Below are 25,589 nucleotides of genomic sequence, written 5' to 3' on the forward strand. Positions count from 1 at the left end.
CAAGAGGAACGGTAACAAAACTGCAATTGGCTCAACAGCTATACGGGGAAATCACGATGAGGGTATCCACAGGCTTCACCAAGGCCGGCATCCGCACACTCGGCCTTGCCACCGTTTCCACGCTTGCCCTGCACACCGGCGCGGCGCTCGCGCAGGACATGGAAGAGGACACCGATCCGCCCGAAAACCTCACCCGCGGCAATGCGATCATCGTCACCGCGCGAACCTTCGAGGAAGACCTGCAGGACGTGCCGATCGCGGTCAGCGCGCTCGAAGGCGACGCGCTCACCCAGCGCGCGGCGGACGACCTCGGCGACATCGCGGACAACATCGTGGGCTTCGCATTCGAGGAATTCACCGGCCTGCTCGCCCAGCCGACCATCCGCGGCCAGACGAACCTGCGCGTGACCTCGCCGGTCAGCAATGTCGCGACCTATCTCGACGGCATCTACATCCAGCGAAACTACCTGATCGACCAGGGCCTGATCGATCTCGAACGGGTCGAGGTCATCAAGGGTCCGCAATCAGCGCTCTACGGGCGCAACTCGTTTGCGGGCGTCATCAACCTCGTCAGCCGCACGCCCGATCTCGACGAGATCACCGGCTATGTGCGCGCCGGCATCGGGACGGACGAATATTACGAGGCGAGCGGGACCATCAACATCCCGATCGTGCCGGGCAAGGTCGCCGTGCTCGCCCATGCCGCCTACCAGGAATTCGACGGGACCATCCCCAACAGCCACCCGCTCGCCGACGAGGAAGGCTGCATCACCTGCGGCAATCTCGGCGGGTTCGAGCGCGAGACCTACCAGGTCACGCTGCTCGCCGACCTGTCCGAAGCCTTCCAGTTCCAGGCGAGCTATTTCCACACCGAGCGTTTCCAGGAACACGTCGCCAACGTGTCCTTCGGCACGGCCGGGCTCGACCCCTACAACTACAACAACTGCAGCCCGGTGGGCGGTCAGAACCGGCTCTATTGCGGCGAGCTGCCGAACACGCCGAACTACGCGACCGGGGCGACCTCGAGCCCCTTCCTCGGCCCCGTGCCCGACCCGCGGCCCGAGGGTTTCCTCATCGACCCGCGCGCCTTCGGCCTGAGGGGGCCGACCGACGTCATCAGTGCCAAGGTCGATTTCTCGCCCGCCGACCCGCTCACGCTGACCTACCAGTTCGGCTACACTTTCGGGAATGTCGACGGGCGCGGCTCGACCTCGCGCAACCCGCTGCAGCCGGTGGTCTTCGGGCCGGTCGTGCTCGGCGCGCTGTTCGATTCCTCGGGCTCGGGCAGCGAGTTCGAAAGCTTCAGCCACGATATGCGCGTGACCTATGAAAGCGACAATATCTACGGCTTCGTGGGCGTGAACTATTCGACCACCAGCGACATCGAATCGAACGCGACCGAGACCTATCCGGTCGGCACGCTGGAAACGCCCGGGCAGGACGACATCTTCTTCCCCATCGGCCCGGGCGAGCCCTTCCCGAATTTCTTCCTCGGGCGGCGCACCTTCCTCGAACGCGACGAGGATATCCTGTCGTTCTACGGCTTCCTCGAGGTGAGCCCGACCGACCGGCTCAACCTCACTTTCGAGGGACGCTACACGATCGAGGACCGCGCGACGATCGACCTTCTGACGCGCGATCCGAACGACCCGACGATCCAGGCGCTGAATCCGCCGCGCGACGACATCACGGAGGAATTCTTCACGCCGCGCTTCACCGCGTCCTACGAACTTACGCCCGACAACCTGCTCTACGCCTCGGCCGCGCGCGGGGTGAAGGCGGGCGGTTCCAATGGGCTCGGCGTGCCTTTCGAACCGCAGCAGCAATATGCGCGCGAGACGAACTGGACCTATGAAATCGGCTCGAAGAACTACTTCCCCGAAATCGGCCTGACGCTGAACGCGGCGCTGTTCTACACCGACTGGAACGACATCCAGACGACCGAGGTGCGCCGCCTTGCCGACGGGACGATCCCGACGACCTTCTTCGTCCTCTCGACCGTCACCGGCAATGTCGGCAGCGTCACGGTCAAGGGCGCGGAAGTCGAAGGCGTGTGGCAGGTCAGCGACACGATCACTTTCGATTTCGGCGCGTCCTACAACGACGCGACCTATGACAGCGGGGTGATCTCGCAGCGCTTCGGCCTTGCGGGAACCTGCGACGGGACGGTGTGCCCGACGGGCGAGGTGCCGATCGGCGGCAACCAGGTCGAGCGCACGCCGGCCTTCGATGCCTATGCCGGGCTGGGCTATCGCGACACTTTTGGCGAGGACGGCGAATTCTACCTGCGCGTCGACGGCTCCTACCAGACCAAGCAGTATGTCGACGAGGTCAACCTCGCCTGGGTGCCCGACCGCTTCCTGATGAACCTTCAGGCGGGCGTGAGCTTCGGCAATATCAACGTGCGCGCGGTGGTGCAGAACCTGCTCGACGAACGCTATGTCTCGAACTCGCTGTTCCTGATCGGCACGGGCGGGCTCGGCTCGTCGAGCTACGTGCCCATCTTCGGCCTCGACCGCACCGCGCGGGTCACGGTCGGCTACGAGTTCTGATCTTCCCTCCCCGGCGTCCCCCGGGGAAATACGCGAACGGCCCGGTGCAGCGATGCGCCGGGCCGTTTCGCTTGTTCGGGGGCTGCGTCAGCCGCGGTCCGACAGGATGAATTCGGCCGCCCGCTCGGCCACCATCAGCACCGCGCCATTGGTGTTGCCGCTGACATGGGCGGGAAAGACGGAGGCATCGACCACGCGGAGCCCCTCGGCCCCATGGACGACGAGGCGCGGGTCGACCACGCCCCCACTCGCGTCGGCGCCTGCCGTGGGCGCCATGCGGCAGGTTCCGACCGGGTGATAGGTCGGGTCCGTGGTGCGGCGCAGGTAATCTTCCCACTCGTCGTCGGTTTCGACCTCGGGTCCGGGCGCGATTTCCCCCTTGACGCGGGGCGCGATCGCGCCCTCTCGCATGATTGCGCGGGCAAAGCGCGCCGCGGCGGTGAGGTCGGCGATGTCGCGCGCGTCGGAGAGCATATCGAGCGCGATGCGCGGCGGCTCGCGCCAGTCGGCGGAGCGCAGCGCAAGCGTGCCGGTGCTGCGCGCATAGGACAGGCCCACCACCAGCGTCACCATCGGCTTTTTCGACGGGGTCACGCCCTCGGGGGTCAGCTCGAAGCCGAAGGGGCCGAACATAAGCTGCACGTCGGGCCTGTTCGTGCCCGCGCCCGAGCGGAAGAAACCGACCGCGTGCGGATAGGGACTGGTCGCGGGCCCGCGCCGCTGCACCAGCCAGCGAAGGCCGTGGAGCGCGACGCGGGCGGAGTTGATCTCCTGGTTGAAAGTGCGCGTGTCGACCGCGAAGGAAAGCTGGCTGCTGGGATGCTCCATCAGGTTCGCGCCGACGTGGCGCTGGTCGATGAGCGGCGCGATGCCGTGGTCGGCAAGTTGCTGCGCAGGCCCGATGCCCGACAGCATCAGCAGCTTGGGCGATTGCAGCGCGCCCGCCGACAGGATCACCTCGCGGCCGGCGCGCGCGATGTCCTCGCGGCCCTTTCGCATATAGCGCACGCCGACCGCGCGCCTGCCCTCGAAGACGATTTCCCGCGCCTGCGCGCCGGTCAGCACGGTGAGGTTGGAGCGACCCTTGGCGGGCTTCAGGTATCCGTCCGCCGCGCTCCAGCGCCGCCCCCGGTTCTGGGTGAGCTGGGGCGGGCCGATGCCCTCCTGCGTCTCGCCGTTGTAGTCGGCATTGGCGGGCATCCCGGCGGCCTCGGCGGCGGCGATGAAGGGCGCGGCGAGCGGGTGGACGGTGCGAAGGCGGTCCACCACCTGCGGGCCTTCGCGGCCCCGTTCCTCTCCGACCGGGAAGGCGCAGGCTTCCATCCGGCGGAAACAGTGCTCCACATCGTCGAACGCCCAGCCCTTGTTCCCCGCCGCCGCCCATTGGTCGAAATCCCCCCGCGCGCCGCGCACGTAGAGCATCCCGTTGATCGAGGACGACCCGCCCAGCACGCGGCCCGCCGGCCAGTAATCGCGCCGAGCGTGCCGGGTCGGGTCGGGCTCGACGTGGAAACCCCAGTCGTAGCGCGGATTGCCGATCAGCTTCACGATCGCGGCGGGGACGCGGACCAGCAGCGAGGCATCGCTCCCACCCGCTTCGAGCAGGAGAACGCGGCTCTTCCCGTCCTCGGTGAGGCGATTGGCAAGGACGCAGCCCGCCGAACCGCCGCCGACGATGACGTAGTCGTATTCGCTCACACGCCCCTGCTCACACCACCGCGCACACGGTCTGCAGGTTGAGGTAGTTCTCGATCGCGACCTGCCCGCTGTCGCGGCCCCAGCCGGACTGCTTGATCCCGCCGATGGGGAGCGAGGGGTCGTACATGGCGTGGGAATTGATCCACACCGTCCCCGCCTGAAGCCGCCGCGTGATGCGGGTGGCGGTCGAAAGGCTCTCGGTCCACACCCCCGCGGCGAGGCCGTAGTCGCTGTCGTTCGCGGCGGCGACGACCTCGTCGAAGTCGTCGAAGGGGGTCGCCACCACGACCGGCCCGAACACCTCCTCGCGCACGATCCGCATATCGGGCGAGACGCCGGTGAGGATGGTGGGCGTGACGAAGCTTTCGTTCGGCCCCGTCGTCTCGCCGCCGACCAGCACGCTCGCGCCCGCCTTGCGCCCGTCGGCGACATAGTCCGCGACCTTGGCCGCGTGGCGCTTCGACACCAGCGGGCCCATCTGCGTCGCGGGGTCGAGCCCGTGCCCGAGCGTGATGCCCTTCGCCGCCTCGGCGACGCCTTCGACCACCCGGTCGAACACCGAGCGGTGCGCGTAGAGCCGCGAGCCCGCGATGCAGACCTGCCCGCCGTTGAAATAGATCGCGTTCGCCGCGCCCGGAATCGCCGCATCGAGGTCGGCGTCGTCCATCACGATCACCGGCGACTTGCCGCCCAGCTCCAGCGTCACGCGCTTCAGGTTGCCCTTCGCCGCATCGAGGATCGCGCGCCCCGTCGCGGTCGATCCGGTGAAGGCGATCTTGTCGACCCCCGGATGCGCCGCGAGCGCCGCGCCCGCTTCCGAACCGTAGCCGGTGACGAGGTTCACCACGCCTTCGGGCAGCCCCGCCTCCATCATAAGCTCGACCAGCCGCACGGCGGTAAGCGAAGTGTCCTCGGCGGGCTTCAGCACCACGGTGCACCCGGCGGCGAGCGCGGGGGCGAGCTTCATCGCGGTCAGCACGAGCGGCGAATTCCACGGCACGATCGCGCCCACCACGCCGACGGGCAGGTGCTGGGTGTAGGCGAAGACCTCCTTGCCTTCGGGCTGGTAATTGATCGAGGTCGGGATGGTCGCGCCTTCGATCTTGGTCGCGAGGCCGGAGAAATAGCGGAACTGGTTGACCGCCCCCGGAATCTCCGCCCAGCGCCCGACATAAAGCGCCTTGCCCTGGTCCAGTGTTTCCAGCTCGGCCAGCTCGTCGATATTGGCCTCGAGCTTTTCGGCGATGTTCCAGAGCACCTTGGCGCGCTCCATCGGGACGAGGCCCGACCAACGCCCATCCTCGAACGCTGTGCGCGCGGCGGCGACCGCAGCATCGACATCCTCCGCAGTCCCGCGCGCAAGCCGCCCGATCACTTCTCCGCTCGCCGGATCGCGCGTTTCGAAATGCCCGCCCGCGCGCGCATCGATCCACTCTCCGCCTATGAAATGACGCTGGGCCCCACGTGCGAGGAAAGCCTGCGCGGCGGCGCCCGGCGTGGCGGCGTTCGAGAAATCCATTCGCTTCATCCCCTTGTCGCAGCAACCCTTTGCCGCAAGTTCTAAGCCCGAGCCGCGAGGAAAGGCCAGCATCGCCGCGCCCTGTCCGCTGGTCGGATAACGCAGCGCCCGGCGCGCCCGCTCTTCCCAAGCGCACAAACCTATGTTTAGTCTCGCCCCCGATGGACCTCTTCCACGCCCCGACGGACCTGTTCCACGCGCTCGTCCTGCTCCATATCGTGACCGGCACGCTCGGCCTCGTCGCCTTTTGGGTTCCGATCGCGACGAAGAAGGGCGCGAAGCCGCATCGCCGCTGGGGCCGGATCGCGTGCTACGGCTTTCTCGGCGCGGGCACGCTGGCGATTCTGATGGCGCTGCTGTCGCTCTACGGACCCGAGGAGCGCATTCCCTCGGTCACCGACCGTACCCTGTTCGCCGGGCTGTTCGGCTGGATGATGCTCTATCTCGGCTTTCTCACCATCGGCTTCGTCGACTACGGCCTTGCCGTGGTGAAGCACGCCCGCGAGCGCACGAAGCTGCGCCGCGCGCGCTATCAGGCGGTGATCGCGGCGGTGATCGTCTCGGGCGCGTGGTGCGGGTGGTTCGGCGCGATGATCGGCCAGCCGCTGATGGTGCTGGTCGCGGTCGTCGGGATCGTCGCCATGGCCCTGCAGCAACGCTATATCTGGCGCCGCGAAGTCGCGCGCGGCTCCCACGTGGGCGAACATTTCCGCGCGCTCATAGGCATGGGCATTTCGGCCTACACGGCCTTTCTTTCGGTCGGCCTCGTGCGGAGCATTCCCGAGCACGTCTTCAACCCCGCGATCTGGGCCGGGCCGAGCGTAATCGGGGTTTCGCTGATCATATACTTCACCCTGCGCGCCCGCCGCAGCGCGCCCTCCAAACCCGGCGCGAAGCCCGCCTCCGCGGCGGCTTTCGGAGCCGAGCGCGCCGGGCCTTAACGCGCCCTTCCCGCGCCCCCCGCGAACATCGCAGGAGCGCCGCCGAAAAACCTTAAGCAAATCACGCCATTGCGGCAGCGTGACCGAAGACGACCGCCTCGCCCATCTCGATCGCCTCGCGCTCGGCAGCGTCAGCGACACAGCGATATTCGACAAGATCACCCGGCTCGCCGCGACCATGCTCGCCTGCCCGGTCAGCCTCGTCTCGATCGTCGAGGCCGAGCGGCAGTGGTTCATCGGCCGCACCGGGATCGAGGTCGAGGAGACCCCGCGCGACTGGTCGTTCTGCTCGGTCTGCATCGCGCGCGGCGCCCCGCTGCTGGTCGCCGACGCGCGGGCCCACGAATTGTTCGCGGGCAGCCCGCTGGTCACGGGCGAGCCTTTCATCCGCTCCTATCTCGGCATTCCGATCGCGAGCGAGGACGGCGCGCTGCTCGGCACGCTGTGCGCGATAGGCCGCGAACCGGACGCTTTTTCGGCCGAGCACATTCCCGCTCTCAAGGTGCTGGCCGAGCTTGCCGAGCAATGCATCACCACCCACGCCCGCACGCTCGACCTCAGCCGCGCGAACGCTTCGCTTTGCGAGCTCAACCGGGTGTTCAAGCAGGCCGAGCGCGCCGCCAATATCGGCTCGTGGCGCGTCGATCTCGCCAGCGGCACGCTGCGCTGGTCGGACCAGGTCTATGCCATTCACGGGCTGGAACCGGGAACGCCGGTCGATGTCGAACGGGCTGTCGGTTTCTACGTCCCCGAGGACCGCGCCACGGTCGAGGCCGCGATGAACGAGGCGATCGAGCACGGCGAGCCGTTCCAGTTCGAAGCCTATGTCAGCCGCCCCGACGGCGAACGCCGCCGGGTGCGCGCGGTAGGGGAACGGATCGACGCGGACGGCAGGCCCGAAAGCCTCGCCGGGGTGTTCCGCGACGTGACCGAAGAGCACCTCAGGAACGCCGCGCTGAAGCGCGCGGCCGAGCGCGACCGGCTGACCGGGCTCTACAACCGCGCGGTGTTCGACCGCAAGCTGGCCGAGACGGTGCGCCATGCGGGCGGAAAGCCGGTGACGGTGATGCTGCTCGACCTCGACGGGTTCAAGGACATCAACGACACGCTCGGCCACCTCGTCGGCGACACCGTGCTCGCCGCGCTCGGCGACCGCCTGCTGGCCGAGACGCGCGGCGATGTCTTCGTCGCGCGCTGGGGCGGGGACGAATTCGCCTTCCTCTTCGCGCCGGGCACGCGGATCGAGCAGGCGACCGCCTTCGCCGAAAAGCTGGCGGAGGAATTGTCCGAACATCTCGAACTGGGCGAAGATGTCTTCGCGGTCGGGGCGACCTGCGGCATCGCGCAAATGGCGGGCGAGCCGCGCCGCGGCTGCGCCAGCCGGGCCGAGGAACTGGTCCGCCGCGCCGACCTTGCGCTTTACCACGGCAAGCGTTCGGAACGCGGCACGGTGCAGTGCTGGAGCGAGCAAATCGAGGATGCGCAGGACGCGCGGGCGAGCGCGATCGCGAGCCTCGCCTCGGCGCTGCGTTCGGAGCGCGCCTTTGCCGCCTACCAGCCGATCGTCGAACTCGATACGGGTCGCACGGTGTCCTTCGAGGCGCTCCTGCGGATGCGCGAGGAAGACGGGCGCGTGCTCACCGCCGGGCAGGTTTCGCCCGCGCTGCTCGATCCGAAACTGTCGCGCCGGGTGTCGGATTTCATGCTCGAACGCGCGCTTGCCGAAGCCCCGCGCCTGATCGCGCTGCACGGGCCGGACACGCGGATCGGGCTGAACGTGACCGAGGCCGATCTGGCCCGCCGCGCGAACGGGGGCGGCTTCGTCGACAGGCTGATGGCGATGGTCGCGAAAAGCCCGCTCGCCCCGCGCAATGTCACGATCGAAGTGACCGAGACGATGTTGCTGGTCGACGATGCGGGCCGCGTGCGCGAGGCGCTCCACCGGCTCGACGCGGCGGGGTTCACCGTCGCGCTCGACGATTTCGGGACGGGGTTCTCCTCGCTTACCCACCTGCGCGACTTTCCCATCCGCAAGGTCAAGATCGACAAGGATTTCATCGCCAGCATCGCCGATGATCACCAGTCGCGGCTGATCGTCCAGGCGATCGTGCAGATGGGGCGCAGCCTCTCGATGCGGGTCGTCGCCGAAGGGGTCGAAACCGAGGACCAGGCGCGCTTCCTGCGCCAGGTCGGCTGCGGCCATGCGCAGGGCTATCTCTTCGGCCGGCCCGAAAGCCTCGCGGTGCATGAGGAAGCGCACGCCGCAGCGAAATGGCGCTGTGTAGGGTAAAGGCGCGCCTGTTGGTGCGCGCGGTGCAAGCGTAGGGCGGCCGCCTTGCGCGCACGAAACCCTATGCGCGCGGCGTTTGGGGGACGTGGGTGAAGGAAACCCGCCGGGCGGTTCCTACAGGGCGATTTGCAAAACCGCCAAGGGGGTATGAATTACGCGAACTTGCGTCCCGCGCACGCAAAGCCGCCGATCAGGCCGCGGCGGGCTTGGCCGCGGTCGCATCGAGGATCCAGTCGGCGAGCGCGTCCTGCTTGAGCTCGGCGACTTCGAGGCCGAGCGCGCGCACCGCTTCGTAGCGTTCCGACGGGGCATAGTCGGCGGGCAGCTGGACGAAGGCGCGGCCCTTGGCGGAGCTCAGGATCTGCAGCCCCTTCGCCCCGTCGGCACCCGTGCCGGGCAGCAGGCCGCCGACCACCGGCAACCCCGAACGCGCGAGCGAGCCGAGCAGCAGGTCGGCCGAGGGGCGAAAGCCGTTCACCGGATCGCGCTCGACCAGCCGCAGCACGGGCGCTTCGCCCTGTTCGACGATGACATGGCGCGATCGGTCATAGGCGAGATAGGCCGTGCCGGGGCGCAGGGTCATGCCGTCGACGACGTTCTCGATCTCGCAGGCGAGCGAGGAGCGCATCGCGCTCACCGCGCTGTCGAGAGTGGCGGCGTCGGCATCGATGACGAGCACGGTCGGCGGGCAATTGGCCGGGAAGGCGGCGAGCAGGCGCTTGGCCGCGTCGATGCCGGCCGTCCCGCAGCCGATCGCGACCACGCTGCCGTCGCTTTCGTAGGCTCCGCCGGAGTCCGGCGTCGCATCGCCGCCCGCCCCCGGGCCGAGCTCGCCGCTATGCGCCTTGACCACGATCTCGCCGAGCTTTTCGACCGTGGCGTTGAATTCCTCGCGCGAGGTGTGGAGCGGCTTGGGAAAGCAGTGCACCGCGCCCAGCTCGAGCGCGCGCTGCGCCGTGCCGGTCCCGGCCTGGGTGATGCTGGAGAGCATGATGACCGGCATCGGGCGGGTCGCCATGATCTCCTCGAGGAATTCCATCCCGCTCATCCCCGGCATTTCGACATCGAGCGTGAGCACGTCGGGCTTCGCCTCGTCCATCTTCTCGCGCGCTTCCTCGGCGCTTTTCGCGACGGCGCAGACATCGACGCCTTTCGCATTGTCGAGAATGTCGCAGAACAGGGCGCGCATCGCCGCGGAATCGTCAACCACCATCACTCGTGTGTTCGGCATCTTTCTTTCCCGTCAGGCCCCGCCGCGCGCCGCTTTGGGGGGCGGGGGCGGTGGCAAAAAGTTCGGCGGGTCGAAGGCGGCCGGGCCGACAGGGGGAGGACGAGGGGATGGCCCGGGAGCCTCCGACCCGTTCGCAGGTCTACGCGCCCACCTGTTTGGAAAGCCTCACGCGCTCTCTAGGGGGCTTCGCATAGTGCGCGCCAAACCCCGCTTTCAGCCGCTCGCCCTAGGCATCCACCCTGCAATGGATCGGACGGAAACGGAACGGACGGGAACCGAGACCAGAAAGGGTGCGAAGTGACGATCAAGCAGATTTCCCGATATGTCGGCACGGGCCTCGTCGGCCTCCTCCTTATCGCGGGGGCGGTCGCTTTCTACAGCGTCGATACGATCCGCTTCGGCGGGCCGATCCAGCGCTCGAACCAGGAATTGTCCGACTTCCGCGCCGACATCAACCCGCCGCCGGGCTACCTCGTCGAAGCCTTCGCGCTCGCCAATGTCATGGCGGTCCACCCGGAGAGCTACGAGATCAACGACAACCGGCTGAACAATCTCGAACGCGACTGGCGCGAGACGGCGGCGAAGTGGGAGAAATCGAATCTCGACCCCGCGCTCAGGGATGAATTCCGCCGCATCACCGAAAGCGATGCGACCGAGTTCTGGGACGAGGTCAACAACACGCTCAAGCCCGCGGTCCGGAACGACCGCGCAGCCGTGGTCGATGGCTCGCTCGACCGGCTGCTGACGATCTACCGCGCGCATCGCAGCAAGATCGACGACCTGCTGGAACGCACCGGCGACGTGCAGACGGGCCTTGCCACCTCGAGCGCGGGGACCGTGACCACCGCCTCGATCGTGCTGATCGGCCTGGGCGTGGTGCTGGTGCTGGCGATCGTGATCAGCCTCGCCGCCTTCGCGCGGCTGGTGCTGCGCCCGCTCGAAGAGACGGCGGGCACTATGGAGGAACTCGCGCGCGGCAATCTCGACGTCGCCCGGCGCGAGACGGAGCGCAAGGACGAGCTCGGCGTCATGGCCCGCGCGATCGAGACCTTCCGCAGCGCGCTCGCACGCGACAAGCACCGCGCCGAGACGCAGAACACCGTGGTCGAGGCGCTGTCGGCGGGGCTCGAGAAGCTCGCTGCGGGCGATCTCACGCATCGCATCGACGACTCGGTGAAAGGCGAATACGCGGCCCTGCGCGATGCCTATAATTCCGCCGCGGGCAAGCTCGGCGGGATCATCGGCCACGTTCGCCTCGCCGCGACCGGGGTGCGCACCGGATCGGACGAGATTCGGGTTGCCTCGGAAGACCTCTCCAACCGCAACGAGGAACAGGCCGCCAGCCTCGAGGAAACCGCCGCCTCGATGAGCGAGGTCACCAGCCTCGTGCGCAAGACCGCGGAAAACGCGCGCGGCGTGCAGGCGTCGATCTCGAGCACCCACCAGCAGGCAACCCAGGGCGGTGAAGTGGTGAAGAAGGCGGTCGACGCGGTCGCCGCGATCGAAAGCTCCTCGCAGGAAATCACCCAGATCATCGAACTGATCGACGGGATCGCCTTCCAGACCAACCTGCTTGCCCTGAACGCGGGCGTGGAGGCCGCGCGCGCGGGCGAGGCGGGCAAGGGCTTCGCCGTGGTGGCCAACGAGGTCCGCGGGCTTGCCCAGAGGAGCGCCGATGCGGCGCGCGACATCAAGGTCCTGATCGACAAGTCGACCGCCCATGTCGGCGACGGGGTCAATCTCGTCGGCGAAACCGGCACGCTGCTGGGCGAAATCGTCGCCCAAGTCGGCAAGGTGACGACACAGGTCGACGACATCGCGGAGATGGCCGCCTCGCAGGCGGTGAACCTCGAACAGGTGAACAGCTCGGTCGGGACGATGGACCAGATGACCCAGCAGAACGCCGCCATGGTCGAGGAAACCACCGCTTCCGCGCGCAGCCTCGCCGACGAAGCGCGCAGGCTGGGCGATCTCGTCGCGCAGTTCCGGGTCGAGGGGGCAGCCCATGCAGCAGCCCCCGTGGCCGAAGTGCCCGCCCCTCGCAGCACCCCGCAAAGCAGCGCCGCGCCCCCGCCTGTAAGGGGCAATCTCGCGCTCAAGCCCGATCCTGCGGCGAACGAAGCGGAGGAGCAGGACTGGAGCGAGTTCTGATCCGGCCCCGCCGGGTCGCTTCCTTACCCTCGCCGCCCACCCGTGATGCCCCGGTCCGCGCCCCGCGCGCGCCGGGGCATTCGCCGTGCCTGCCTCCCCAACGCCCAAAGCCCGCCAGAACCGCCCCGCCCCCCCGCATAAGGGGCTCTGCATAGTCCCGCTGCAAACGCCCTTTCAGCGCTCGCACCATAGGGATGCAGGCGGGATCGAGAATGCCTGCAACAGGCAATGGCTCGCACTCGGCAAGGGAAAGGGTACGCCGTGACTATCCAGCAGCTGTCCAGATATGTGTCCGCCGCCATCATCGGCCTGATCGGCATCGGCGGGCTCGTCGCCTTCTACGGCGTCAACGAAATCCGCTTCGGCGGGGCGATGCAGCTCGAAAACGAGCGCATGGCCGCCTTCGAGGCCGCGATCAATCCGCCGCCGGCCTACCTGCTCGAGCCGTTCATGGAAGTGAACCTGATGGCGAACAACCCGGACAACCTTGCCGAGCACGCCGAATATCTCGGCCGGCAGAAGCGCGAATGGCAGGCCGCGACCGAAGCCTGGGCCGCTTCCGAACTCGACGAGGACCTCAAGCGCGGCCTGGCCGAGACCACCGCGACCCACGGCGCGGAGTTCTGGAACATCGTCGAGCGCGAGTTGATCCCCGCAATCCGGAACGACGAAATGGGCCGTGCGCGCGCGATCCTGCGCGAGCTTCTGATGGTCTACCGCGCGCATCGCGGGGCGGTCGACCAGCTGCTCGCCGACACCGCCGCGCGCCGCGACGCGCTGGACACCGAAAGCGCGGGCACGGTGGCGACGATCACGACCATCCTCGTCGCGCTCGGCCTGATCCTCGCGGCCGCGCTGATCGCCTGCTTCGCCATGGTGACGCGCAAGGTGCTGCGTCCACTGGGCGAGACCGCTGGCGTGATGGAAGCCATGGCCTCGGGCGATCTCGAGGTCGGCCGCACGCACACCCACCGCGACGACGAGATCGGCACGATGACCCGCGCGATCGAACAGTTCCGCGCCTCTCTCAAGGCCGACAAGGAACGCTCCGCGGCGCAGGCCCACGTGGTCGAGACGCTGTCGGGCGCGCTCGGCAAACTGTCGGACGGCGATCTCGTCCACCGTATCGACGACAGCGTGACCGGCGAACACGCCGCGATCCGCGAGGCTTACAACACCTCGATCGGCAAGCTCGCGGCGATGATCGCCAGCGTGCGCTCCTCTTCCGCCAGCGTGCGCACCGGATCGGACGAGATTCGCGTCGCGTCGGAAGACCTCTCCAACCGCAACGAGGAACAGGCCGCCAGCCTCGAGGAGACCGCCGCCTCGATGAGCCAGGTCACCGGCCTCGTTAAGAAAAGCGCCGAGAACGCCAAGAGCGCGCAGGAGGCGATGGGCCGCACCCACAAGCAGGCGACCGAGGGCGGCGAAGTCGTCGCCCGCGCGGTCGATGCCATGGCCGCGATCGAAAGCAGCGCGCAGGAAATCACCCAGATCATCGAACTGATCGACGGGATCGCCTTCCAGACCAACCTGCTTGCCCTGAACGCCGGGGTCGAAGCCGCGCGCGCTGGCGAGGCGGGCAAGGGCTTCGCCGTTGTCGCCAACGAAGTCCGCGGGCTTGCCCAGAGAAGCGCCGATGCCGCGCGCGACATCAAGGCGCTGATCGACAAGTCGACCGCCCATGTGGGCGACGGGGTCAACCTCGTCGGGGAGACCGGCACGCTGCTGGGCGAGATCGTCGCCCAGATCGGCAAGGTCACGGCGCAGGTCGACGACATTGCCGAAATGGCCGCCTCGCAGGCGGTCAATCTCGAACAGGTGAACAGCTCGGTCGGGACGATGGACCAGATGACCCAGCAGAACGCCGCCATGGTCGAGGAAACCACCGCTTCCGCGCGCAGCCTCGCCGACGAAGCGCGGCGGCTGGGCGATCTCGTCGCGCAGTTCCGCACCGGCGAGGATGCGCCCGCCGCAGCCGCTCTCGCGCCCGCCACACGCCCCGCCCCCGCGCGCCCAGCCGTGCAGCCGCGCCGCGCCGCGCCCCAGCCCGCGCCTGCGCCGGCGACCAGCGGCAATCTCGCGCTCAAGCCCGAACCGGCGGAGGAGATGCCTGTCGCCCCGGCAGAAATCGAGGAACAGGACTGGAGCGAATTCTGACCCCGGGGCGCGGCTGGCGCGCCCTCTCACCCGACCACCGACACACCCGGAGTACCCCGTGCAGACCATCACCCTGCCGAGCAAATGCGACCGCGCCGCGGCGAGCGCGCTGATCCCCGAAATGTGCGATGCGATAGGGGTCAGCCCGCTGGCGGTCGACGCCGCCAAGGTCGAGCGGATCGGCCAGGCCATGCTCCAGCTGCTCGTCTCGGCCGCGCGCACCGAAGGGGGCATCGCGCTCGCCAACCCGAGCGAGGCATTCCTTGCCGCGGTCCGGCTTGCCGGGCTCGAGACGGTTCTTCTCGAGGAGGCGGCGCGATGAACGAAGACGACATCCAGCAGATCTTCTTCGTCGAGTGCGAGGAATCGCTCGAAGCCGCCGAGGCCGGGCTCGATGCCTGCCGCAACGGCACGCACGACGACGAGACGATCAACGCGATCTTCCGCGCGGTCCATTCGGTGAAAGGCGGCGCGGGGGCCTTCGGGCACCTCGCGATGCAGGCGTTCACCCATTGCTTCGAGAACCTGCTGGGTGAAATCCGCGAACACAAGATCGAACTGACCCCGGCGCTGGTCGACCTCATGCTGACCGCGCTCGACCTGCTGCGCGACCACGTTGAAGCCGCCCGCAGCGGGGCCGAGGCGCCCGACGATGCCGCCCTTATCGGCCAGCTCGAAGCGGCGCAGGCGGGCGGCGACGGTGGCGGCGTCGTTGGCGAAGATGCGCCTGCCGCACCGTCCGAGCAGGAACCGGAGGCACCGCAGGCGCCGGAGGCTCCCTCGGCCTCCTCCGGCCTCGACGATCTCGACGCGCTGCTCGACGAACTCGCGGCCGATCCGGCCCCCGCTGCCTCGCCCGAGCCCAGCCCTGAACCCGAACCCGAACCCGAACCCGTCGCCGACTCCGCGCCTGCGGACGGTGCGACCGAAACCGGCGGCGGCGCGGAGTGGCTCGTGCACATCCGGCCCCATTCGGGCGCCATGGCGAACGGCAGCGAGCCGCTCTTGTGGCTGCGCGAACTGGCCGAGCTGGGCGGCACCTGCGAGGCGTGCGACGTCTCCGCGATCCCCGCGCTCGAACGGCTGCTGGTCGAGGAAGGCTATTTCGGCTGGACCTTCCGGATGCCCGCCCACGTCACCCGCGAACAGGTCGCGGACATCTTCGACTTCGCGGGCGAGGATGTCGCCGTCGCCTATGGCGAGGACGGCCTGCCCGCGGTCAAGATCCCCCGCCGCGAAGCGCCCGTCGACCCGCCCGGCCAGCCCACCCCGCCGCTCACCGCCGAACGGCGCAAGCCGCAAGGCGCGTCCGGCGGGAGCAGCAGTCCTGCGGTCGGCGGGTCGCAATCGGTCCGCATCGACCTCAAGAAACTCGACCGCCTGATCGACGGCGTGGGCGAGCTCGTCATCGCGCAGGCCATGCTGACCCAGCGCCTCGCCGATGAAAACGTCGCCCATGTCGAGGAGCTCGCGATGCTCGACACGCTCGTGCGCGACATCCAGGAACACGCGATGGCCTTCCGCGCCCAGCCGATCAGCGCGGTGTTCGGGCGCGTGCCGCGCCTGCTGCGCGAACTGGCGGGCAAGACCGGCAAGCACGTCAAGCTCGAGGTGACCGGCGAGACGACCGAGCTCGACAAGACCGTGATCGAGCGCCTGTCCGAGCCGATGACCCATCTCATCCGCAACGCGGTCGACCACGGCATCGAACCGGCCGAGGACCGCCAGGCGGCGGGCAAGGACCCCGAAGGCACGCTGTCGCTTTCCGCCGAACAGAAGGCGGGCCGCATCGTCATCCGCATCGGCGACGACGGACGCGGGATCGACCGCGAGAAGATCCGCGCCAAGGCTGTCGCGAGCGGCATCATCGCCGAGGACGCGCAACTGTCGGACGAGGAATGCTGCCAGCTCGTCTTCGCCCCCGGCCTGTCGACCGCCAAGGAGATCTCGAACATTTCCGGGCGCGGCGTGGGCATGGACGTGGTCAAGCAGAACGTGAAGGACCTGGGCGGGCGCATCACGATCGAATCCGAACCGGGCAAGGGCACGACCTTCGTCCTCGCCCTGCCGCTGACGCTGGCGATTTCCGACGGGATGATCGTCGAGGTCGGCGACCAGTCGCTCGTCATCCCGCTGACCCACGTGATCGAAAGCCTGCGCCCCGCGGCGGACGAACTGAAAGGGCTTGGCACGCAGCGCCAGATGCTCAACGTGCGCGGCGCCTTCGTGCCGATCGTCTCGCTGGGCGCGATGACCGGCGCGCGCGACTGGGAGGCCGATCCGAGCAAGGGCGTGCTGGTGCTCGTCGAGACCGAAGGCAGCGGGCGCGCCGCGCTTCTGGTCGATGCGATCGCCGACCAGCGGCAATTCGTGATCAAGAGCCTCGATGCCCATTACCGCGCGGTCGACAGCGTCGCGGGCGCGACGATCATGGGCAATGGCCAGGTCGCGCTGATCGTCGATGTCGATTTCCTCGTCCAGTCGACCGGTGCGCCGGCCCCCGGAATGGCGCACGCGGCATGACGGCGGAGCGCGCGGCGGGCACGCGAGGGGGCGAAGGGAGCGGCGGCGAGGCCGCGCTCGTCCCCGGCATCAGCCCGATGGTCTATTCCGAAGCAGACTTCCTTCGCATCGCCGAACTCGCGCGGGTCGAGGCGGGCATCGTCCTTTCCGAACGCAAGCGGATGCTCGCCTATTCGCGCCTCGCCCCGCTGGTGCGGCGCAGCGGGCGGACGAGCTTCGGCGAATATCTCGACCTCATCGAAACCGACCCGGGCGAAGCGATGAACGCGATCGCCGCGATCACCACCAACCACACCTATTTCAACCGCGAGCCGCACCATTTCGAGCATTTCGAGGCCGAGGTCCGCCCCGGACTCGTCGCCCGCGCTTCGCAAGGCGGGCGCGTCCGATTGTGGTCGGCGGGCTGTTCGAGCGGGGAGGAGATCTGGACGCTGATGATGGTCCTGCTGGGCGAGGACAAGGGCGCGGGCAAGCGGCTCGCGACGCGCGACGTGGTTGCGCTCGCGAGCGACCTGTCGGGCCAGGCGCTCGCCAGCGCCAAGGCCGCGACCTACCCGGCCGAGGCGATTGCCGCCGTGCCCGAGCGCCTGCGCCGCCACTGGACCGCACCCGCCGCGCCTGCCGCCGCAAGCGGACCGGAACGGCTCTCCATCGGCCCGGAGCCGCGCGCGCTGGTGCGCTTCCGCCAGCTCAACCTTCTGCGCCCCTGGCCCTTCGCCAATGCCTTCGACGTGATCTTCTGCCGCAACGTGATGATCTATTTCGATGCCGCCTCGAAGGAGCAGCTCGTCCTCGCGCTCGCCCGCCAGCTTGCGCCGGGGGGCTATCTATACATCGGCCATTCCGAGCGCGTCTCGGGCGAGGCGAGCGCGCTGATCGATCCCGTAGGCCCGACGATCTACCGGCGGAGGGCGGCATGAACGCGGCGGTGAAACCTCCCCTGCGCGTCCTCGTGGTCGACGATTCGGCGGTGATGCGCGCGCTGCTTCAGCACCGCCTCACGCGAGAGGCCGACATCGAGGTCGTGGGCTCTGCCGCCAATGCGAACGAAGCGCGCGCGCTGATCAAGGCGCTCGACCCGGACGTGGTGACGCTCGACATCGAGATGCCGGGGATGGACGGCCTGTCCTTCCTCGAGAAGATCATGACCCTGCGCCCGACCCCGGTCATCATTGTCTCCAGTGCGACCGAGGCGGGGGCGAGCGCGACCGCGCGGGCGCTGAGCCTGGGCGCGGTCGATTGCTACGCCAAGTCCGAACTCCAGCGCGGCACGGGGCACGACGACGGCGGCGCGCTCGCGCGGATGGTGCGCGAGGCGGCCTCGGTCCGGCTCGGCCCGGCGCGCGGGGGGGACCGTCCCGCCGGGCGCCCCCGCGCGCCCGCTCCCCGGCCTGCATCCGCGCCGCAGCCCGCGCCCCCGCTGCGTCCCGGAGGTGCGCCCGAGCTCATCGCCATCGGCGCCTCCACCGGCGGGGTCGAGGCGCTTCACACCCTGCTCGCGCGGTTCCCCGAGGATTGCCCGCCGACGCTGATCGTCCAGCACGTCAACGCCTGTTTCGCCCCCGCCATTGTCCAGTCCCTCGGCCGGATCGCGCGCCCGCGCGTCATGCTCGGCGAAAGCGACCTGCCCCTCGCCCGCGGGACGGTCCTGCTCGCGCCGGGCGATGCCAAGCATATGCTCGTCGCGAGCGCAGGGGCGCGCGGCCACCGCTGCGTGCTGCGCGCGGGCGAGCCGGTCGCCGGCCACCGCCCGAGCGTCGATATCCTGTTTCGCTCGGTCGCCGAGCGGGTGGGCGCGCGCGCCTGCGGCGTCCTGCTTACCGGCATGGGCCGCGACGGCGCGGAGGGGCTTGCCGCCATGCACCGCGCCGGCGCGCACACCATCGCGCAGGACGAGGACAGCTGCGTCGTCTTCGGAATGCCGCGCGCCGCGATCGCGCTCGGCGCGGCAAGCGAAGTCCTACCGCTAGCCAGCATCGCCGATGCCCTGTTCACTCCCGAGGAGATCGCCCGATGAGCGCCCCGCTTTCCATACCCCCGTCGGACCTGGCGCAGGCCGACCTCGAAGCCCCTGCGCCGGTTCGGCTCACCATCCTGCAGGGCCAGGCGAAGGCCAGCGCCGACCCGGCGGTGGAAATGGGCACGGTGCTCGGCAGCTGCGTTGCGACCTGCCTGTTCGACCTGCGCGCGCGGGTCGGGGGGATGAACCACTTCCTTCTGGCAGAACCCCCCGAGCACGCAGACCGCGCCAGTTTCGACCGCGACTACGGCCTCTTCCTGATGGAGCTGCTGGTCAACGAGATGCTGCAACTGGGCGCGAGCAAGTCGCGCATGAAGGGGCGACTCTACGGCGGGGCGAACATCAATCCCGACCTTGCGCCGATCGGTTCGGCGAATGCCGCCTTCGCCCGCGATTTCCTTCGCCGCGAGGGGATCGAGCAGGTCTACGAGGACCTCGAAGGGCGCCACGCGCGCCGCATCCAGTTCCGCCCCGCCTCGGGCCTCGTGCGCTGCCGGGTGGTCGCGCGCGATGCCGCACCTACGCAAAAACCACTGGCCCGGCCGCAATCGGCGATTGGGACGGTCGAGCTATTCTAGCACGAAAGGATCAGGATATGTCGCCAGCCCACGCTTCCTCGCCCCGCAGCGCGCCCCCGAATACCGCGCCCGCCGATACCGCCACCGCCGAGAACCCCGGCGGGGACGGATCGATCCGCGTGCTGACCGTCGACGACAGCGCCTCGATGCGCGCGCTGCTGCTCGCCGCGCTGTCCTCGCGCGGGTTCGCGGTCGAACAGGCCGAGGACGGGCAGGAAGCGCTCGAATGGCTGGCCACCAACGAGGTCGACGTCATCATCACCGACATCAATATGCCGCGGCTCGACGGGTTCGGCCTGATCGAGAAACTGCGGGGAAGCGCGCTCCATGCCGACCGGCCGATTCTCGTGCTGACCACCGAAAGCTCGGACGAAAAGAAGGCGCGCGCCCGCAATGCCGGGGCGACCGGCTGGATCGTCAAGCCCTTCGATGCCGACAAGCTCACGACCGCGCTGCGGCGCGTGACCCACTGAGCCCGACCCCCACCCCCAGGAGCGGAAAAAGAGACCCATGCGCTGCGAACTGATCACTTTCGGGATAGCCGACCAGCTTTTCGGCATCGACATCATGACGATCCGCGAAATCCGCGCCTGGTCGCCTGTGACGCGCCTGCCGCGCGTGCCCGAATATGTCGCGGGCGTCGTCAACCTGCGCGGCGCGGTGCTGCCGGTGATCGACCTGTCGATCCGATTGGGGTGGCAGGCGACCGAATGCACCCCGCGCAATCCCATCATCGTGACCGAATTCGAAGGCCAGTCGCGCGGGCTGATCGTGCACGATGTCAACGACATCGTCTCGCTCGACGCCGAAGACCTCCAACAACCCGACGCGGTGCAGAACGATTACATCACCAATTTCCTCGAAGGCGTGGCCCCGCTGGGCGACGACATGGTCATGGTGCTCGACCTCACCAAGCTGATGGCGAACGACGAGCTGGACCTTGCCGCATGAGCCAAGCCCTGCCCCAAGGCATCCACCCCGCCATCGCGCAATCGCTCGGCGCGCTCGCCAGCGATACCGAAGGCATGGGTCTCGCCCTGTGTTCCGATCCCGACATCGCGGCCCGGCACATGGAGCAGTTGCAGGCGATCGACCGCATCTCGCAGTCGCTGCGCGAACTCGCCCGCGTGCTGGCGGCGAGCGATCCCGAAGCGGCGGTGGGCGAGATCTGCCTCGGCGACCTGCGCGCGGCGCTGGAGGAGGCGTGTGCGTCCTGAGAAGATCATGCTCGCGGGCCACGTCGCCGCGCTCGGCTTCGCCTTCGCCACGGCGCTGCTCTGCCCGCGTCCTGGCGAGGCGGCGTTGCTGCTGCCGCTGCATGGCGCGGGGCCGGACGCGGCGCTCGCCTGGGCGGCCCGCGAGGAGGCGCGCTTCCTCGCGCTCGATACGGCCAGCGGACGCGTGGTCGCGCTGGTCCCCGATCACGGCAGCCTGTTGAGGGCGCTGGCTGCCGGCATCATCCCGATCGCGGCCGACGGGACGGGCTGCGCGGGGGTTAAGGACGGAGAGACATCGTGGAAGAACTGAACCGCCTGCGCCTCCAGGGCGTGCAATTGCTTGCGGGGCTTTCGGCCCTGTGCAGCGCGATCGTCGCGGGCTGGGCGCTCTATTCGGGCGCGCCCGCCTTCGCGTTGGCCGGGGCCGCGCTCGTCGCCCTGCCGCTGTTCTGCGCCGCCACGGGGCGTGCCGATGCCGCCGCGCGCATCGCGCTGGGGGCGACCTTCCCGCTCTATGCCGCGCTGTTCCTCGCGCTCGCCAAGGGGTCGGGCTGGATCATCGACTGGCACATGACCTTCTTCGCCTTCCTCGCGACGCTTGCGATCATGGCCGACTGGCGGGTGATCGCCGCCGCGACAGTGACCACGGCGGTCCACCACCTCGCGCTCAATTTCATCGCCCCGCTGTATGTCTTTCCCGACGGGGCGGACCTGCTGCGCGTCCTGTTCCACGCCGTCATCGTGCTGGTCGAGGCGGGCGTGCTCGTCATGCTGTGTCTCAGGCTCGAAGCGCTCGTGACGGGCCTGATGGCCGCGCGGCGCGAACAGTCCGAGCAGGAACAGCGCACCGCACGCGAGCGCGAGCGGATCGCGCACGAACAGAACGAGGTTCTCGCCGCGATGAGCGCCCGGCTGAAAGCGCTTGCCGCGGGCGACCTCAAGGCCCGGCTGCAAGATCCTTTCCCCGGCGATTACGACAGCGCGCGCGTCATGCTGAACGACAGCTGCGCCGCGCTCGACAAGCTGGTCGGAGCGGTCGCGCACAACGCCGATCTCGTCGCCAGCGGGTCGCGCGAAATGCGCGAGGCGTCGAACGACCTCGCTTCCAAGACCGAGGAGCAATCCGCCTCGATCGAGAACGTCGCGCGCACCACCGCCGACCTGCTGCGCGAATTCAAGGAGAATTCGGAAGCCTGGTCCACCACCCGCACCACCGCGCTCGAGGCCAAGGCCGATGCCGACCGCGGCAGCGAGGCGATCAAGGGCGCGGCCGAGGCGATGGAGCGGATCGAGGCGTCGTCCGCCCAGATCGGCGAGATGATCGCTTTCATCGATTCGATCGCCTTCCAGACCAACCTCCTCGCCCTCAACGCCGGGGTCGAGGCCGCCCGCGCGGGCGAGGCGGGCAAGGGCTTCGCGGTCGTCGCGGGGGAGGTGCGCGAACTCGCCCAGCGTTCGGGCGAAAGCGCGACCGCAATCAAGGAACTGATCCGCACCTCCAAGACCGAGGTCACGACCGGGGTGGAAAGGGTGCAGGAACTCGTCACCCTCTTGGGCGGTGTCGTCACCCGCTTCACCGAAATCGCCGAGCGGATCGACGAGATCGCGGGCAAGTCGGACCGCTCGCTCGCGGGGATCGAGCACATCAACGAGGCGATGGAACTGCTCGAACGCGCGATGCAGCAGAACGCGGCGATGGCCGAACAGACCAGCGCCGCCTCGGCCCAGCTAATGCAGAGCGCGGGCGAGTTGAAAAGCCACGTGGCGAGCTTCGATCACGGGGCCGCGGGCGAAGGCCCCTCCGACCTGCGCGCCGCCGCCTGAGCGCGCCCCTTCTTGCCGCGGTGCGCTCCTTCGGGAACGCGGCGCGGCCTGCCACCCGGTGAAGGCACCGGAACCCGTCGCCCTTCGCGGGGATGCCCCGATGAGTTTCATCGGCAGCCCCGCGGAGGGTTTGGCGTATCTCGCCCGTTCCCCCTTCGAGCCGCGCGACATTTCGCGACCGAGCGCGACGTGACAGGCATGGACGCGCAAGGCATCCTTGGCGGCGCGGCAGAAGAGGGAAAGGTGGCATGAGGAAACGCAGCATTGCTCTCAACCGCTTCGGCTACGGCCTGCGCTGGCGGGATGGAGCGCGCGGGGCCACCGATCCCGAAGCCGCGCTGCTCGCCCAGATCGACCGCTTCGACCCCGCCCCGCCGGGCCTTGCCGGGCGCGCGGACACGTCGGGCAAGGCCGGCGAAATCCTCGAACTGCTGCGCCGCAACCGGATGATGCGCGAACGCGCCCCCGCAGGCGCGCAGACCGGGGCGATGATGGCTGGCGAAAGAATGGCAGACACTGCTCGCGGGCCGCTGGCCGACCTGCCGCCCGACATCCGTCGATCCTATATGGACGCGGGCCGGGTGCTGCGGCGGGACATCGCGCTCAAGGTCAACACCGCGGTGGTGAGCGACACCCCCTTCATCGAGCGGCTGGTCCATTTCTGGTCCAACCACTTCAGCGTCTCCGCCGCGAAGCCCGGCACCCAGCACCAGGTCGGCAACCACGAATTCGCCGCGATCCGCCCGCGCGTGCTCGGGCGCTTTTCCGACCTGCTCAAGGCCGCGGTGCTGCACCCGGCGATGCTGCTCTATCTCGACCAGTTCCAGTCGGTCGGTCCCCATTCGCGCTTCCAGCAGCGCGCGCGGCGAGGCGCCGGGCGAGAGCGCGGCCTCAACGAGAACCTCGCGCGCGAAATCCTCGAACTGCACACGCTCGGCGTCGAGGGCGGCTATACGCAGGGCGACGTGACCGAATTCGCCCGCGCGCTGACCGGCTGGACGATTGCCGGGATCCGCCGGATCGAACGCTTCGCCGATCCGCAGCCGGGCGGCGCGGCCTTCGTCGCCTTCGCGCACGAGCCGGGAACGCGGCGAATCATGGGGCGCAGCTATCCGCAAACCGGGCCGGAGCAGGCGCTTGCCGTGCTCGATGACCTCGCCGCCCACCCCGCGACCGCGCGCCACGTTGCGACCAAGCTCGCGCGGCATTTCGCGGGCGATGCCCCGCCGACCAGCCTCGTCGCGCGGCTCGAGGCCGACTTCCTCGCCACTGGCGGCGACCTTGCCAGCCTGACCCGCACGCTCGTCGCCTCGCCCGAGGCGTGGACCGAAAGCCCCGCGAAATATCGCGCGCCGTTCGAATGGCTGGTCGCGGTGCTGCGCCTGACCGGCGTCGAGAACCTCGACGACAAGCGGATTGCGGGCGCGCTGCGCGAACTCGGCCAGGTGCCGTGGCGCGCGCCCTCACCCGCAGGCTACGACGATCTCGCGGCGAGCTGGGCCGGGCCGGACGCGCTGGTGCGGCGGGTGGAACTCGCCGAAAGGGTCGCGCGCAATGTCCCGGCAGGCGACGTCATGGCGCGCGCCGAAGCGGCCTTTCCCGGCGCGCTGTCCGACAATACGCGCAGCTGGCTCGCCCGCGCGGAAAGCGGGACGCAGGCGCTCGGCCTGCTGCTGGTCGCGCCCGAGATGATGCGGAGGTGACTGCGATGACCCACGGATTCGACCGCCGTTCGATGCTCACAGGATCGCTTGCGCTTTCCGCGGCGAGCCTCGCCCTGCCGCGCATGGCCTTCGCGCGCGGCCCGGGCAGCCGCAACCTGCTGTTCGTCCTGCTGCGCGGGGCGGCGGACGGGCTTGCCATGCTCGCACCCGTAGGCGACCCCGGCTTCGCGGCGCTGCGCGAGCGCGCCCTGCCCGATTACGCGGCGGCGCGGCGGGCGAACGGCTTCTTCGCGATCCACCCGGCGCTGGACGCGGTCGGCGCGGCCTATGAGCGCGGCGAGGCATTGTTCGTCCATGCCACCGCGACCGCCTATCGCGACCGCTCGCATTTCGACGGGCAGAACCTGATCGAGACGGGCGGCACGCGCCCCTATGGCCTAAAGGACGGCTGGCTCAACCGGCTGGTCGCGCTCACCGGCGAGGCTGCCGGCGCGCCGCCGCGCGCGCTCGCCATCGCACCGACCATGCCGCTTGCCCTGCGAGGGCCTGCGCCCGCGTCGAGCTATGCGCCTTCCGCCCTCCCGCAAGCGAGCGGGGATTTCATGGACCGCGTCGCGCAGCTCTATGCCGCCGACGAACAGCTCGCCGGGCTGTGGGCGCAGGCGATGGAGACGCGCGCCATGGCCGGGGCGAGCGAGGTCAAAAACCTGCGCGATGCGACCGCCGCGGGCGAGCTTGCCGCCTCGCTGATGCGCGAGGAGGACGGCGCGCGGATCGCGATGATCGAGCTGGGCGGGTGGGACAGCCACGCCAACCAGCCCGGCCAGTTCACCCGCGCCGCGCGCCAGCTCGACGCGCTGCTCGGCGCTTACGCGGCAGCGATGGGCAGCGCGTGGGGGCAGACGCTGGTGCTGGTCGCGACCGAGTTCGGCCGCACCGCGCGCTTCAACGGGACGAACGGGACCGACCACGGCACGGCGGGCGCGGCGATCGCGCTGGGCGGGGCGGTGGCGGGACGGCGCGTGGTCGCCGACTGGCCGGGGCTTGGCGAGGCCGCGCTTTACGAGGGCCGCGACCTCGCCCCGACCATCGCGCTCGAAAGCGTGCTGGCGGGCGCGGTGGCGGAGCATTTCGGGCTCGATCCGAAAGCGGCCCTCGCCCGTCTCTTTCCGGGGCGCACCGCACAGCCGCTCGGCGGTATCGTGCACGGCTGAGCCCGTG

20 protein-coding genes are annotated in these 25,589 nt (G+C 69.2%); 17 read left to right on the plus strand and 3 right to left on the minus strand.

The window, feature by feature from the left end; all coding sequences use genetic code 11:
- Positions 1 to 56 precede the first annotated feature (56 nt).
- Positions 57 to 2,552, plus strand: a complete 2,496-nt coding sequence (locus G9473_RS07865) for a TonB-dependent receptor (protein WP_291138144.1) — start codon at positions 57 to 59, stop codon at positions 2,550 to 2,552.
- Positions 2,553 to 2,639: 87 nt separating this feature from the next.
- Here the strand turns inward: G9473_RS07865 and G9473_RS07870 are convergent, their stop codons facing one another.
- The gene (locus G9473_RS07870; RefSeq protein WP_291132119.1) at positions 2,640 to 4,250 is read right to left on the minus strand and encodes a GMC family oxidoreductase; all 1,611 of its coding nucleotides are present in this window, start codon (positions 4,248 to 4,250) and stop codon (positions 2,640 to 2,642) included.
- Positions 4,251 to 4,260: 10 nt separating this feature from the next.
- A complete protein-coding gene (locus G9473_RS07875) occupies positions 4,261 to 5,769 on the minus strand; it encodes an aldehyde dehydrogenase family protein (RefSeq protein ID WP_291132122.1) in 1,509 nt (502 codons plus the stop codon).
- 161 nt (positions 5,770 to 5,930) lie between these two features.
- On the opposite strand from G9473_RS07875, the gene G9473_RS07880 reads away from it, so the two are divergent.
- Both G9473_RS07880 and G9473_RS07885 read left to right on the plus strand, forming a co-directional pair.
- The gene (locus G9473_RS07880; RefSeq protein WP_291132126.1) at positions 5,931 to 6,710 is read left to right on the plus strand and encodes a hypothetical protein; all 780 of its coding nucleotides are present in this window, start codon (positions 5,931 to 5,933) and stop codon (positions 6,708 to 6,710) included.
- A 79-nt stretch (positions 6,711 to 6,789) separates the two neighbouring features.
- The gene (locus tag G9473_RS07885) at positions 6,790 to 9,000 is read left to right on the plus strand and encodes an EAL domain-containing protein (protein ID WP_291132128.1); all 2,211 of its coding nucleotides are present in this window, start codon (positions 6,790 to 6,792) and stop codon (positions 8,998 to 9,000) included.
- A gap of 190 nt (positions 9,001 to 9,190) precedes the next feature.
- On the opposite strand, the gene G9473_RS07890 is transcribed toward G9473_RS07885, so the two are convergent.
- A complete protein-coding gene (locus tag G9473_RS07890) occupies positions 9,191 to 10,231 on the minus strand; it encodes a chemotaxis protein CheB (protein ID WP_291132131.1) in 1,041 nt (346 codons plus the stop codon).
- A gap of 297 nt (positions 10,232 to 10,528) precedes the next feature.
- Between G9473_RS07890 and G9473_RS07895 the strand changes: the two genes are divergently transcribed.
- The 14 genes from G9473_RS07895 (at position 10,529) to G9473_RS07960 (ending at position 25,582) form a co-directional block, all read left to right on the plus strand.
- On the plus strand, positions 10,529 to 12,382 hold the full coding sequence (locus G9473_RS07895; protein WP_291132134.1) for a methyl-accepting chemotaxis protein: 1,854 nt from the start codon (positions 10,529 to 10,531) through the stop codon (positions 12,380 to 12,382).
- 261 nt (positions 12,383 to 12,643) lie between these two features.
- Positions 12,644 to 14,542 (plus strand): methyl-accepting chemotaxis protein, encoded by a 1,899-nt coding sequence (locus tag G9473_RS07900; protein WP_291132138.1) that lies wholly within the window; start codon positions 12,644 to 12,646, stop codon positions 14,540 to 14,542.
- 58 nt (positions 14,543 to 14,600) lie between these two features.
- A complete protein-coding gene (locus G9473_RS07905) occupies positions 14,601 to 14,864 on the plus strand; it encodes an STAS domain-containing protein (protein ID WP_291132141.1) in 264 nt (87 codons plus the stop codon).
- Entirely contained in the window at positions 14,861 to 17,065 is a 2,205-nt protein-coding gene (locus G9473_RS07910) for a chemotaxis protein CheA (RefSeq protein WP_291132143.1), read from the plus strand. The genes G9473_RS07905 and G9473_RS07910 overlap by 4 nt, the downstream gene beginning before the upstream one ends.
- Complete coding sequence (locus tag G9473_RS07915; protein ID WP_291132146.1) at positions 17,062 to 17,985, plus strand: protein-glutamate O-methyltransferase CheR; 924 nt, start codon at positions 17,062 to 17,064, stop codon at positions 17,983 to 17,985. Before G9473_RS07910 ends, G9473_RS07915 begins: the two co-directional genes overlap by 4 nt.
- Entirely contained in the window at positions 17,982 to 19,082 is a 1,101-nt protein-coding gene (locus G9473_RS07920; protein ID WP_291132149.1) for a chemotaxis response regulator protein-glutamate methylesterase, read from the plus strand. Before G9473_RS07915 ends, G9473_RS07920 begins: the two co-directional genes overlap by 4 nt.
- Positions 19,079 to 19,663 (plus strand): chemotaxis protein CheD, encoded by a 585-nt coding sequence (locus G9473_RS07925; protein ID WP_291132152.1) that lies wholly within the window; start codon positions 19,079 to 19,081, stop codon positions 19,661 to 19,663. The genes G9473_RS07920 and G9473_RS07925 overlap by 4 nt, the downstream gene beginning before the upstream one ends.
- A gap of 113 nt (positions 19,664 to 19,776) precedes the next feature.
- Positions 19,777 to 20,136, plus strand: coding sequence for a response regulator (locus G9473_RS07930; RefSeq protein ID WP_291138328.1), 360 nt, complete (start codon positions 19,777 to 19,779; stop codon positions 20,134 to 20,136).
- A gap of 37 nt (positions 20,137 to 20,173) precedes the next feature.
- Positions 20,174 to 20,614 carry a chemotaxis protein CheW gene (locus G9473_RS07935; RefSeq protein ID WP_291132155.1) on the plus strand — a complete coding sequence of 147 codons (441 nt, stop codon included), beginning with the start codon at positions 20,174 to 20,176 and terminating at the stop codon, positions 20,612 to 20,614.
- Positions 20,611 to 20,880, plus strand: coding sequence for a hypothetical protein (locus tag G9473_RS07940; RefSeq protein WP_291132157.1), 270 nt, complete (start codon positions 20,611 to 20,613; stop codon positions 20,878 to 20,880). Before G9473_RS07935 ends, G9473_RS07940 begins: the two co-directional genes overlap by 4 nt.
- Positions 20,870 to 21,190, plus strand: a complete 321-nt coding sequence (locus tag G9473_RS07945; protein ID WP_291132160.1) for a hypothetical protein — start codon at positions 20,870 to 20,872, stop codon at positions 21,188 to 21,190. The genes G9473_RS07940 and G9473_RS07945 overlap by 11 nt, the downstream gene beginning before the upstream one ends.
- Positions 21,178 to 22,704 (plus strand): methyl-accepting chemotaxis protein, encoded by a 1,527-nt coding sequence (locus G9473_RS07950; protein ID WP_291132162.1) that lies wholly within the window; start codon positions 21,178 to 21,180, stop codon positions 22,702 to 22,704. Before G9473_RS07945 ends, G9473_RS07950 begins: the two co-directional genes overlap by 13 nt.
- Before the next feature lie 248 nt (positions 22,705 to 22,952).
- Positions 22,953 to 24,407, plus strand: a complete 1,455-nt coding sequence (locus G9473_RS07955; RefSeq protein ID WP_291132165.1) for a DUF1800 domain-containing protein — start codon at positions 22,953 to 22,955, stop codon at positions 24,405 to 24,407.
- Positions 24,408 to 24,412: 5 nt separating this feature from the next.
- On the plus strand, positions 24,413 to 25,582 hold the full coding sequence (locus G9473_RS07960) for a DUF1501 domain-containing protein (RefSeq protein WP_291132168.1): 1,170 nt from the start codon (positions 24,413 to 24,415) through the stop codon (positions 25,580 to 25,582).
- Positions 25,583 to 25,589 lie beyond the last annotated feature (7 nt).

It is taken from the genome of Erythrobacter sp. (assembly GCF_011765465.1).
Taxonomy (GTDB): Bacteria; Pseudomonadota; Alphaproteobacteria; order Sphingomonadales; family Sphingomonadaceae; genus Erythrobacter.